Here is a 12,356-nt window from a genome sequence, read left to right as displayed (position 1 = left end):
CCTCTCCCTGTGGGAGAGGGCCGGGGTGAGGGCATCATCCCGCAGCAGGGTTTAACCTCCGCACACTTCACACCCCAGGTTACGCATCAGCTTCATCTCGCGGAACTGGCAGGTCATCGCGTCATACATCACGATTTTTCCCGCGGCAGGCGTGCCGTAGTGCGCCAGGACTTTGATCGCTTCCATCGCCTGCAGGGCGCCAATCACGCCCACTAACGGCGCCATCACGCCCGCTTCGACGCAGGTCAGGGCGTTCTCGCCGAACAGGCGGCTCAGGCAGCGGTAGCAGGGTTCACCCTCGGCGTAGGTAAAGACGCTGATTTGCCCCTCCATGCGGATCGCCGCGCCGGAGACCAGCGGGATTTTGTGGGCAAAACAGCCCGCGTTCAGCTGGTTACGGACGGTGACGTTGTCGGTGCAGTCCAGCACCAGGTCGTGCTGAGCGATCTGCGCAAAGAGCGCGTCTTCGTCCAGCATCGCGTCAATCAGGGTGAACTGAACGTTGGGGTTGATGCGCGCCAGCGCAGCCCTGGCGGACTCGACTTTTGGTTGCCCTACGGTCGCGTCGCTGTGCAGCGTCTGGCGCTGCAGGTTGGACACCGACACGGTATCGAAATCCAGCAGCGTCATCCTGCCCACGCCAGCCGCCGCAAGGTACTGCGCGGCGGCGCAGCCCAGGCCGCCGAGACCGACAACCAGCACGTTTGCTGCCTTAAGCGCTTCCTGCCCTTCAAAGTCAAACCCGCGCAAAACAATCTGGCGGTTGTAGCGCATCATCTCCGGGTCGCTCAGCTCCACCGTCATGTCAGCCTCCGAACAGGTGGTTAAAACGTTCAACCTCAACCCACTCGCCTGCTTCCACATTGCCGCGCTCGCGCTCCAGCACGATAAAGCAGTTGCCCTGGCTGAAGGAGCTAAAAATGTGCGAGCCCTGATGCCCGGTGGTGCTCACTTCCAATTCGCCGTCCGCGTTGCGCGCCAGAATCCCGCGCTGGAAATCGAGGCGGCCCGGCGATTTTTTCAGGCGCGTGACGGCGCGCACGCGCTGGCGTGCCGGCAGCGGGCTGTCGCTGTTGCCGGAAAGCTTCGCCAGCAGCGGGATCGCCAGTTGGTAGAAGGTGAGTGCCGCCGAGACCGGATTACCCGGCAGGCCGCAGAACCAGCTGTGTTGCAGCTTGCCAAAGGCGAACGGTTTGCCCGGCTTGATGGCGAGCTTCCAGAAGGCGATTTCGCCCAGCTCTTCGAGGATGGTTTTGGTGTAATCCGCTTCGCCCACGGAGACGCCGCCGGAGCTGATGACCACGTCGGCGGATTTATCCGCTTCGATAAACGCGGCGCGCAGTTTTTCCGGGTCGTCAGGAATGATGCCGAGGTTAATCACCTCGCAGCCCAGCTGCTCCAGCATCAGGTGCACCGCCAGGCGGTTGGTATCGTAAATCTGGCCCTCCTGCAGCGGCTGGCCCGGAAGCTGCAGCTCGTCGCCGGTGGAGAAAACGGCGACGCGCACCTTGCGGATCACGTCGATTTCCGCAACGCCGAGCGAGGCCAGCACCGGCAGCTCAGCGACCGTCAGCTTTTGCCCGGCGGCAAAGACCGTTGCGCCAAGCGTGATATCTTCGCCCGTGCGGCGGATGTTCTGCCCCGCTTTGACGCTGGCGGTAAAACGCACGCCGTCGTCGGTCTGTTCCGTCTCTTCCTGCATCACCACGGCGTCGCAGCCTGTCGGAACGGGCGCGCCGGTCATGATGCGCACGCAGGTGCCCGCAGGCCATTCGCCGCTAAACGGCTGACCCGCAAAGGCTTTACCCGCCACCGGCAGGGCGTTACCCGCCTGAATATCCGCCAGGCGTACCGCGTAACCGTCCATCGCGGAATTATCAAACCCCGGCACGTTAAGCGGGGAGACGATATCGCGGGCGACAATGCGGCCAAAACAGCGGGCGAGGGGCAGCGTCTCTACGTCATGCAGCGGGGAAATACGGTCAAGCATCTGCGTGAGTGCCGTCTCAAGCGGCATCAGTCCGGCGGTAAAATCCATGGTGGGCTCCTGCGGAGTAACAACGAAAGCGCTCATTATGGCAGAAAAGTGCGGCTAACTGTATGACCCGATGGGTGTACGCTTTACATCACAGTTGCGTCTTTCTATATTCAAAAATCATCTGAAGTTTCATCGACGATAATGATATTTATAGAAAAAGCCGCAAATCAGGCTGACGGGTGAGGCGAAATGGTTAATGCGGTAATCGCGATTCATGGTGGCGCCGGGGCAATCACCCGTGCACAGCTCAGCCCTGAGCAGGAGAAGCGCTACATTGACGCGCTGTCTGCCATTGTGGAAACGGGGCAGCGAATGCTGGAGGCGGGCGAGAGCGCGCTGGATGTGGTCACCGAGGCGGTGCGCCTGCTGGAAGAGTGCCCGCTGTTTAACGCGGGGATCGGTTCAGTCTATACGCGGGATGAAACCCACGAGCTGGACGCCTGCGTGATGGACGGGATTACCCTGAAAGCCGGAGCGGTAGCGGGCGTGAGCCGTCTGCGAAATCCCATTCTGGCCGCGCGGCTGGTGATGGAGGCGAGCCCGCACGTGCTGCTGGCGGGGGCGGGCGCAGAGCAATTTGCCTTCGAGCACGGGATGGACGCGGTATCGCCCGATCTGTTTTCTACCGAGGAGCGCTATCAGCAGCTGCTGGACGCCCGTACGGCAGGAAAGACGCAGCTTGACCACGTCGCGCCGCTGGATGAGCGCACCAAAATGGGCACCGTTGGCGCGGTTGCGCTCGATAAAGCAGGCAATCTTGCTGCCGCAACTTCGACCGGCGGGATGACCAACAAGCTGCCTGGGCGGGTAGGCGACAGCCCGCTGCCGGGGGCAGGATGCTATGCCAATAACGCCACGGCCGCCGTGTCCTGTACCGGCACCGGCGAAGTCTTTATTCGTGCACTTGCGGCATACGACATCACCGCGCTGATGGACTACGGCGGACTAAGCCTGAGCGAGGCCTGCGAGCGCGTGGTGATGGAAAAATTGCCCGCGCTGGGCGGCGTCGGCGGGCTTATTGCGGTGGATCGTGAGGGCAACGTGGCGTTGCCGTTCAACAGCGAAGGGATGTACCGCGCCTGGGGCTATGCGGGTGACGAGCCCAGTACGGGGATTTATCGTGAATAAGGGGGCAACGCGTGCCGCACAGTGAAGAGCTGGACAGCCGGGAAGTACTGGCGGTTCATCAGCTGAATATTGCCTTTCAGGAAGAGCGGCAGTTCATCCCTGCAGTACCGAATTTATCGTTTTCGCTTAACCGCGGCGAAACGCTGGCGATCGTGGGGGAGTCCGGTTCAGGTAAATCCGTCACCGCGCTGGCATTGATGCGCCTGCTTGAACAGACGGGCGGGCAGGTGACCAGCGAGCAAATGCTGCTGCGCCGCCGCAACCGACAGGTCATCGATTTAAACGAACTGAGCGCCTCGCAGATGCAGGGCGTGCGCGGGGCGGATATCGCCATGATCTTCCAGGAGCCGATGACCTCCCTGAACCCGGTCTTTCCGGTGGGGGAACAAATTGCCGAGTCCATTCGGCTGCATCAGGGGCTGAGCGGCGATGAAGCGCTCCTTGAGGCCAAACGGATGCTTGAGCTGGTACGTATTCCGGAGGCGCAGGCCATTTTAGCGCGCTACCCGCACCAGCTTTCCGGCGGAATGCGCCAGCGGGTGATGATCGCCATGGCGCTGTCGTGCCGCCCGGCGGTGCTGATCGCCGACGAGCCGACGACGGCGCTGGACGTCACCATTCAGGCGCAGATCCTGCAGCTCATCAAAGTGCTGCAGCAGGAGATGGACATGGGGGTGATTTTTATCACCCACGATATGGGCGTGGTGGCGGATATCGCTGACCGCGTACTGGTGATGCACCAGGGGCACGCCGTGGAGACGGGCACGGTTGAGCAGATCTTTCATGCGCCTGTTCATCCTTACACCAAAGCGCTGCTGGCGGCGGTGCCGCGTCTTGGGGCGATGAACGGCAGCGATTTACCGCGCCGTTTTCCGCTCAACACCCAGGAGCTGGCAGAACAACAGGAAGTCGAACAGGATACGGTGGTGCCGGGCAAACCGATCCTTGAAGTGCGCGATCTGGTCACCCGTTTTCCCCTGCGCGGCGGAATACTGAACCGCGTGAAGCGCGAAGTGCATGCGGTTGAAAACGTCAGCTTTGACCTGTGGCCAGGCGAAACGCTGGCGCTGGTGGGGGAGTCCGGCTGCGGTAAATCCACCACCGGGCGGGCGCTGCTCAGGCTGGTGGAATCGCAGGAAGGGAGTATTACCTTCAACGGGGAGCGTATCGATACCCTGCCGGACAGCCGGCTGCAGGCGATACGCCGGGACATTCAGTTCATATTTCAGGACCCGTATGCCTCTCTCGATCCGCGCCATACGATAGGGTACTCGATTATGGAGCCGCTTCGGGTGCATAACCTGCTTGACGGCGAAGCGGCGCAGCGTCGTGTGGCCTGGCTGCTGGAGCGGGTGGGGCTGAAGCCCGAACACGCCTGGCGCTATCCGCACGAATTTTCCGGCGGTCAGCGGCAGCGTATTTGCATTGCGCGGGCGCTGGCGCTGAATCCGAAGGTGGTGATTGCGGATGAGTCCGTCTCGGCGCTGGACGTCTCTATCCGCGCGCAAATCATCAACTTAATGCTCGATTTGCAGCGGGATATGGGGATCGCGTTCCTCTTTATCTCGCACGATATGGCGGTGGTTGAGCGTATCAGCCATCGGGTGGCGGTGATGTACATGGGGCAAATCGTTGAAATTGGCCCGCGCCGCGCGGTTTTTGAAAACCCGCAGCATCCCTACACCCGCAAGCTGATGGCCGCCGTACCGGTTGCCGATCCTGCGCATCGCCACGCCCAGCGCGTGCTGCTGCAGGACGAAATGCCGAGCAATATTCGTAAAAGGGGTGAAAGCGTGGAGCGGGTTACGCTGCGCGAAGTCGGCCCCGGACATTTTGTCGCACCGCCGCGTCAGGACAATGCATTCTCGCGGTTATAACGTACAACAGGCAGGAGAACACAATGGTTAAATTTGTTGCTCGGACATGGCTGTTAGCCGCGAGCGTGACGGCAGCCCTGGCCGCATCCCCCGCGTTCGCTGCCAAAGATGTGGTGGTGGCGGTTGGCTCCAATTTCACAACGCTCGATCCGTATGACGCTAACGACACGCTGTCGCAGGCGGTGGCGAAATCGTTCTACCAGGGGCTGTTTGGCCTGGATAAAGAGATGAAGCTGAAAAACGTGCTGGCGGAGAGCTATACCGTTTCGGATGACGGGCTGGTGTATACCATCAAGCTGCGCTCCGGCGTGAAGTTCCAGGACGGCACGGATTTCAACGCGGACGCGGTGAAGGTCAACCTCGACCGCGCCAGCAACCCGGAAAACAGCCTCAAGCGTTATAACCTGTATAAAAACATCGCCAGCACCGAGGCGGTTGACCCGGCGACGGTGAAAATTACCCTGAAAGAGCCGTTCTCTGCGTTCATCAACATTCTGGCGCACCCGGCAACGGCAATGATTTCGCCGGCGGCGCTGAAGAAATACGGCAAGGAGATTGGCTTCCACCCGGTCGGCACCGGTCCGTACGAGCTGCTTACCTGGAATCAGACCGATTTTGTGAAGGTGAAGAAATTCGCCGGATACTGGCAGCAGGGCTTGCCGAAGCTCGACACCATCACCTGGCGTCCGGTGGTGGACAACAACACCCGCGCGGCGATGCTGCAAACCGGTGAAGCGCAGTTTGCCTTCCCGATCCCGTACGAACAGGCGGCGCTGCTGGCGAAAAACAGCAAGCTGGAGCTGGTTGCCAGCCCGTCAATCATGCAGCGCTACATCAGCATGAACGTCACGCAAAAACCGTTCGATAACCCGAAGGTGCGTGAAGCCATCAATTACGCTATTAACCGCCAGGCGCTGGTGAAGGTGGCCTTTGCGGGCTATGCCACCCCGGCAGCGGGCGTGCTGCCGCCGGCCATTGAATACGCGCAACGCTATCAGCCGTGGCCGTACGATCCCGCTAAAGCGCGCGAGCTGCTGAAGGAAGCCGGTTTCCCGAACGGCTTTAGCACCACGCTGTGGTCGTCCCATAATCACAGTACCGCCCAGAAGGTGCTGCAGTTCACCCAGCAGCAGCTGGCGCAGGTGGGGATTAAGGCGCAGGTCACCGCAATGGATGCCGGACAGCGTGCGGCGGAAGTGGAGGGCAAAGGGCAGAAAGAGAGCGGCGTGCGGATGTTCTACACCGGCTGGACGGCCTCTACCGGCGAAGCGGACTGGGCGCTTTCCCCGCTGTTTGCCTCGCAGAACTGGCCGCCAACGCTTTTCAATACCGCGTTCTACAGCAATCCGCAGGTGGACAAAGACCTGGCCGACGCGCTGAAAACGACCAAACCGGAAGAGAAAGCGCGCCTGTATAAAGAGGCGCAGGATATCATCTGGAAAGAGTCGCCGTGGGTGCCGCTGGTGGTCGAAAAGCTGGTGTCTGCCCATAACAAAGCGCTGACCGGGTTCTACATCATGCCGGACACGGGCTTTAGCTTTGAAGACGCGGATCTAAAATAAACTCATGCTGAATTATGTTTGTAAACGCCTGCTGGGGCTGATCCCGACGCTGCTTATCGTGGCGGTGCTGGTGTTTTTGTTCGTTCATATGCTGCCGGGCGATCCGGCGCGTCTGGTGGCGGGGCCGGAGGCTGATGCGACCGTTATCGACCTTGTGCGCAAGCAGCTGGGTCTCGACCAGCCGCTGTATAAGCAGTTTCTGCACTATATGGGCAACGTGCTGCAGGGCGATTTTGGCACCTCGATGGTGTCGCGTCGCCCGGTATCGGAAGAGATCGCCAGCCGCTTTATGCCCACCTTCTGGCTCACTCTCGCCAGCATGAGCTGGGCGGTGGTGTTTGGCCTGGGGGCGGGGATTGTCGCGGCTATCTGGCGCAACCGCTGGCCGGATAAGCTGGGCATGGCGCTGGCGGTGACCGGCATCTCCTTCCCGGCGTTTGCGCTGGGCATGCTGCTGATGCAGATCTTCTCCGTCGAGCTGGGCTGGCTGCCGACCGTGGGTGCCGACACCTGGAAGCACTATATTCTCCCCTCCATGACGCTGGGCGCGGCCGTTGCCGCGGTAATGGCCCGCTTTACCCGCGCCTCGTTTGTTGACGTGCTGAGCGAAGACTACATCCGCACCGCGCGGGCGAAAGGGGTGAGCGAGAAGTGGGTCATCCTCAAGCACGGTTTTCGCAACGCGATGATCCCGGTGGTAACGATGATGGGGCTGCAGTTTGGCTTCCTGCTGGGCGGCTCTATCGTGGTGGAGAAGGTCTTCAACTGGCCGGGGCTGGGGCGCCTGCTGGTCGATTCGGTCGACATGCGCGATTACCCGGTGATACAGGCAGAAGTCCTGCTCTTCTCGCTGGAGTTTATTCTTATCAACTTAGTGGTGGACGTGCTCTACGCCGCCATTAACCCGGCCATCAGGTACAAGTAAGATGCGATTGTTGAACTGGCGTCGTCAGGCGGTGTTAAGCGCTATGCCGGGGCTCAAGCCGGACCATATCCGCACGCCGTGGTCTGAATTCTGGCGGCGTTTCCGTCGCCAGCCTGTCGCCATGACGGCAGGGCTGTTTGTGCTGCTGCTGATCGTGGTGGCCATTATTGCGCCGTGGGTGGCACCGTTTGATGCCGAAAACTACTTTGATTACGATCGTCTGAACGACGGTCCGTCGATGATGCACTGGTTTGGCGTGGATTCGCTCGGACGCGATATTTTCAGCCGCGTGCTGGTGGGCGCACAGATATCCCTGGCCGCAGGGGTCTTTGCGGTATTAATCGGCGCGGCGATCGGCACGGTGCTGGGTCTGGTGGCCGGGTATTACGAAGGCTGGTGGGACCGCATCATCATGCGTATCTGCGACGTGCTGTTTGCCTTCCCCGGCATCCTGCTGGCGATTGCGGTGGTGGCGATCATGGGCAGCGGCATGGCGAACGTCATCATTGCGGTTGCGGTCTTTTCGATTCCGGCCTTTGCGCGTCTGGTGCGCGGCAACACGCTGGTGCTGAAGCAGCAGACCTTTATCGAATCCGCCCGCAGTATGGGGGCCAGCGATACCACGATCCTGTTCAGCCACATTCTGCCGGGTACGGTGTCGTCCATCGTGGTCTATTTCACCATGCGCATCGGCGTATCGATTATCTCGGCGGCCAGCCTGTCGTTTCTGGGGCTAGGCGCGCAGCCACCGACGCCGGAGTGGGGCGCGATGCTGAACGAGGCGAGGGCGGATATGGTGATTGCGCCACACGTGGCGATCTTCCCGAGCCTGGCGATTTTCCTGACCGTGCTGGCGTTTAACCTGCTGGGAGATGGGCTGCGCGACGCGCTGGATCCGAGGATTAAGGGGTAGGTTTATTGCCCCTCACCCTAACCCTCTCCCCGGAGGGGAGAGGGGACTGCTCGGTGCGGTTTTCCCCCTCGCCCCTTTGGGGAGAGGGTCGGGGTGAGGGGAATGTAATTAAACCCGGCTACCCCACAAATCATACTCATCCGCGTTTTCAACCTTCACGCGAATAATATCACCCGGCTTAACGCTGGTTTCGCCGTTCAGGTACACCGCGCCGTCGATTTCAGGGGCATCCGCCATGCTGCGGCCAATCGCGCCTTCTTCGTCCACTTCGTCGATAATCACCAGAATTTCGCGGCCGACTTTTTCCTGCAGACGCTCGGCAGAGATCTGCTGCTGCAGCTGCATGAAGCGGTTCCAGCGCTCTTCTTTCACCTCTTCCGGCACCTGATCCGCCAGCTCGTTGGCGGTTGCGCCCTCGACCGGGCTGTACTTGAAGCAGCCGACGCGGTCCAGACGCGCTTCCTTCAGGAAGTCGAGCAGCATCTGGAAGTCTTCTTCGGTTTCACCCGGGAAGCCGACGATGAAGGTGGAGCGCAGGGTCAGTTCCGGGCAGATTTCGCGCCACTGCTTGATGCGCGCCAGCTGGCGGTCAACGGAGCCAGGGCGCTTCATCAGCTTGAGAATGCGCGGGCTGGCGTGCTGCAGCGGGATATCCAGGTACGGCAGAATTTTGCCTTCCGCCATCAGCGGGATCACGTCGTCAACGTGCGGGTACGGGTAGACGTAGTGCAGACGCGTCCAGATACCGAGCTTGGACAGCTGCTCGCACAGGCCCACCATGCTGGTCTTCACCGGCTCGCCGTTGTGGAAGCCGGAGCGGTGTTTGACGTCCACGCCGTAGGCTGAGGTGTCCTGAGAGATGACCAGCAGCTCCTTCACGCCCGCGTCGGCCAGACGTTTGGCTTCTGCCAGCACTTCGCCGATAGGGCGGCTCACCAGATCGCCACGCATGGACGGGATAATGCAGAAGGTGCAGCGGTGGTTGCAGCCTTCGGAAATTTTTAAGTAAGCATAGTGGCGCGGCGTCAGCTTCACGCCCTGTTCCGGCACCAGGCTCAGGAACGGGTTGTGCTTTGGTTTTGGCACGTAGTGATGAACATGTTCCAGCACCTGCTCATAGCTGTGCGGGCCGGTGATCTCCAGCACCTTCGGATGCACTTCGCGGATCTGATCCACTTTTGCGCCCAGGCAGCCGGTCACAATAACCTTGCCGTTTTCAGTCAGGGCTTCGCCGATGGCTTCCAGAGATTCCTGAACCGCGCTGTCGATGAACCCGCAGGTGTTAACGATCACCATATCGGCGTTGTCGTAGCTTGGCACCACGTCATAGCCTTCGGTACGAAGTTCGGTCAGGATGCGTTCGGAATCCACCAGGTTTTTCGGGCAGCCGAGGGAGACGAAGCCGATTTTCGGCTGGTGCGTAACATTGCTCATAGGTTAAAAATTCATCAATTATGGAGTTATCAGGGCGGGATTTTACAGCGTATTGCGGGGGATTTATACACTCTTTGCAGGGCAGATGACGCCCTCTGAGGTTGTAACATTGTAAATGATGTTAATCAGTTATGATTTATTGATCTCAAGCAGACAATTGTACAAAAATTAACCTTATTCTGAATGTGCAACATGGCTGACAGAGGAGGAAAAAGCATGTCCGTTGACAGACTGAAACGCGATCTGCTTTACAAGCTGATCAACGCCCGACTCGACCTTGCTGCTTATCTCCAGTTGAGGAAGGCCAAAGGGTATATGTCAGTCGGCGAAAGCGAACATCTGCGTGATAACTTCTTTGAACTTTGCAATTTTATGCGTGAAAAAGCACCCGTTCTGAAAGCGGAATACGCAGAAAGCGAGCTAATCGCGCTGCGTCGTGCCGCCGAAATGCTTTCCATCGCAGGGGTATGCCTGATGAATGGGCGTCATGATTGCCCCAATTTTATTGCCGTGGACGCAGAAAAGCTTGAGAACTGCCTGACGACGCTCTCTCTTTGCATCATGTGTCTCAACAAGCACGCTCAGCTTGAAGAGCATTAGATCCGGGGGAGGTAACTCCCCCTTCTGATTAAGCTTTTGTAAAAGTAGTAACGCGACCGGGGGTTGTGGCTAACCTTTAAGCCATATGCCGAAAAAGGAGCGCGTTATGCATCGATCCTCCCTGATTTTCCTGCCCGCGTTGTTATTTCCCGCTTATCTTCTTGCCGCGCTGGGCGCGGTGAACGTAGAGGTGTTGCAGAACCGGCTCGATCATCCCTGGTCACTGGCATTTCTGCCGGATAACAAAGGGCTGCTCGTGACGCTTCGGGGCGGGCAGCTAAAACACTGGCAGGCGGGGAAAGGGCTTTCCGATCCGATCGTCGGCGTGCCCAGCGTCTGGGCAAACGGACAGGGCGGGCTGCTCGACGTGGTGCTGGCACCGGACTTCGCAAAATCTCGACGAATATGGCTCAGCTATGCCGAAGAGGGGGATGACGGCAAAGCGGGAACGGCGGTGGGCTATGGCCGCTTAAGCGACGATCTCTCGCGGATTGAAGCCTTCCGGGTGGTGTTACGCCAGACGCCGAAGCTCTCCACGGGGAACCACTTTGGCGGTCGGTTAGTGTTTGACGGTAAAGGCTACCTGTTTATCGGCCTCGGGGAGAATAACCAGCGCCCGACGGCGCAGGATTTGGACAAGCTACAGGGCAAGGTGGTGCGTCTGACCGAGGATGGAAAAGTGCCTTCGGATAACCCCTTTGTGAACACCTCCGGCGCGCGTCCTGAAATCTGGTCCTACGGCATTCGTAACCCTCAGGGGATGGCGATGAACCCCTGGAGCGACGCGCTGTGGCTTAACGAGCACGGCCCGCGCGGCGGGGATGAAATCAACATCCCAGAAAAAGGGAAGAATTACGGCTGGCCGCTGGCGACCCACGGCATTAACTACAGCGGCCTGAAGATCCCGGAAGCCAAAGGTGAGCACGTTGAAGGAACCGAAAAGCCGCTGTTTGTCTGGAAGGTTTCACCTGCCGTGAGCGGTATGGCGTTTTATAACAGCGACGTCTTCCCGCAGTGGAAAAATAAGCTGTTCGTCGGCGCGTTGAAGGAAAAGGACGTTATCGTCATGAGCGTGGACGGCAACAAGGTGACGGAGGACGGGCGCATTCTGGGCGATAACGATCGGCGCATCCGCGACGTGCGGGTCGGGCCGGATGGTTATCTCTATGTGCTGACCGACGAATCGGACGGGCAGCTGTTGAAGGTTAGCCCGTCCGACGGGTGATCAGGTAACCGGGATCATCACGACCTTGCGGTACGCCGGGCGATCGCTCAGCTGCTGGAGCCAGCGCTCGAGATGAGGGCGCGGCGTCCATTTCAGCCCCATATTGGTCAGATTCCAGATGAAAGGCGCAACGGCGATATCGCCCACGCCGAAGGCGTCGCCGGAGAACCATGCGTGCTTCGCCAGCTCGTCGTCCATCATCGCAAACAGAGTTTCGCAGGCGTCCTGTGCGGCATGAATGGCGGGATAATCTCGCTCGGCTTCAGGCGTCCGGATAAGCCCCATCAGGATCACGCGGTGAGTCGGAGAGAGCGTCTGGTTCGCCCAGTCCATCCACTTTTCACCCTGCGCGCGCCGTGCCGGGCTGTCCACCCACAGGCGGTTCTGTCCGTACTGGGCGGCGAGGTAACGCACAATCGTGTTGGACTCCCACAGCGTCGCGTCAGTTTCTTCATCGCGCAGCAGCGGCACCAGGCCATTTGGGTTCATGGCCAGATAGTCGGCCTCTTTGTTCACGCCAAACTCCAGGCCTGCCATCACCTGCTTAAACGGTAAATCCAGCTCTTCCAGCGTCCAGAGCACCTTCTTCACGTTGGTTGAGTTGTTCCTGCCCCACAGCGTAATCATATTTACTCCCGATGAGATGTGAATCCG

Annotated in this window: 10 protein-coding genes and 1 pseudogene; 7 read left to right on the top strand and 4 right to left on the bottom strand. The window is 59.7% G+C overall.

Annotation, left to right across the window (positions count from 1 at the left end; all coding sequences use genetic code 11):
- Nucleotides 1-51 precede the first annotated feature (51 nt).
- Entirely contained in the window at nt 52-804 is a 753-nt protein-coding gene (gene moeB, locus E0L20_RS04645; RefSeq protein WP_131632938.1) for a molybdopterin-synthase adenylyltransferase MoeB, read from the bottom strand.
- Nucleotide 805: 1 nt separating this feature from the next.
- Nucleotides 806-2,038 (bottom strand): molybdopterin molybdotransferase MoeA, encoded by a 1,233-nt coding sequence (gene moeA, locus E0L20_RS04640; protein WP_131632937.1) that lies wholly within the window; start codon nt 2,036-2,038, stop codon nt 806-808.
- Between the two features lie 189 nt (nt 2,039-2,227).
- Here moeA and iaaA point away from each other — a divergent pair.
- The 5 genes and pseudogenes from iaaA (at nt 2,228) to gsiD (ending at nt 8,443) form a co-directional block, all read left to right on the top strand.
- Nucleotides 2,228-3,191, top strand: a pseudogene (gene iaaA, locus E0L20_RS04635) (beta-aspartyl-peptidase).
- Entirely contained in the window at nt 3,178-5,043 is a 1,866-nt protein-coding gene (gene gsiA, locus E0L20_RS04630; RefSeq protein WP_131632935.1) for a glutathione ABC transporter ATP-binding protein GsiA, read from the top strand. Before iaaA ends, gsiA begins: the two are co-directional and overlap by 14 nt.
- 23 nt (nt 5,044-5,066) lie before the next feature.
- The gene (gene gsiB / locus E0L20_RS04625; RefSeq protein WP_131632934.1) at nt 5,067-6,605 is read left to right on the top strand and encodes a glutathione ABC transporter substrate-binding protein GsiB; all 1,539 of its coding nucleotides are present in this window, start codon (nt 5,067-5,069) and stop codon (nt 6,603-6,605) included.
- A 4-nt stretch (nt 6,606-6,609) separates the two neighbouring features.
- Entirely contained in the window at nt 6,610-7,530 is a 921-nt protein-coding gene (gsiC, locus tag E0L20_RS04620) for a glutathione ABC transporter permease GsiC (protein WP_131632933.1), read from the top strand.
- Between the two features lies 1 nt (nt 7,531).
- Entirely contained in the window at nt 7,532-8,443 is a 912-nt protein-coding gene (gene gsiD / locus E0L20_RS04615) for a glutathione ABC transporter permease GsiD (RefSeq protein ID WP_131632932.1), read from the top strand.
- Between the two features lie 108 nt (nt 8,444-8,551).
- Here gsiD and rimO read toward each other — a convergent pair whose 3' ends face one another.
- Nucleotides 8,552-9,877 (bottom strand): 30S ribosomal protein S12 methylthiotransferase RimO, encoded by a 1,326-nt coding sequence (gene rimO / locus E0L20_RS04610; protein WP_131632931.1) that lies wholly within the window; start codon nt 9,875-9,877, stop codon nt 8,552-8,554.
- Nucleotides 9,878-10,093: 216 nt separating this feature from the next.
- Here rimO and bssR point away from each other — a divergent pair, with 216 nt between their 5' ends.
- Together bssR and E0L20_RS04600 are read left to right on the top strand one after the other, a co-directional pair.
- Nucleotides 10,094-10,477 (top strand): biofilm formation regulator BssR, encoded by a 384-nt coding sequence (bssR, locus tag E0L20_RS04605; protein WP_131632930.1) that lies wholly within the window; start codon nt 10,094-10,096, stop codon nt 10,475-10,477.
- Between the two features lie 106 nt (nt 10,478-10,583).
- Nucleotides 10,584-11,702: a PQQ-dependent sugar dehydrogenase gene (locus E0L20_RS04600; protein WP_131632929.1), complete on the top strand. Its 1,119-nt coding sequence runs from the start codon at nt 10,584-10,586 to the stop codon at nt 11,700-11,702.
- On the opposite strand, the gene E0L20_RS04595 is transcribed toward E0L20_RS04600, so the two are convergent.
- Complete coding sequence (locus E0L20_RS04595) at nt 11,703-12,329, bottom strand: glutathione S-transferase family protein (protein WP_131632928.1); 627 nt, start codon at nt 12,327-12,329, stop codon at nt 11,703-11,705.
- Nucleotides 12,330-12,356 lie beyond the last annotated feature (27 nt).

The sequence above is a fragment of the Enterobacter wuhouensis genome (genome assembly GCF_004331265.1).
GTDB classification, from domain to species: Bacteria; Pseudomonadota; Gammaproteobacteria; order Enterobacterales; family Enterobacteriaceae; genus Enterobacter; species Enterobacter wuhouensis.
The sequence above is the reverse complement of the archived record's forward strand: the minus strand, read 5'-3'. Positions and strand labels throughout refer to the sequence as shown.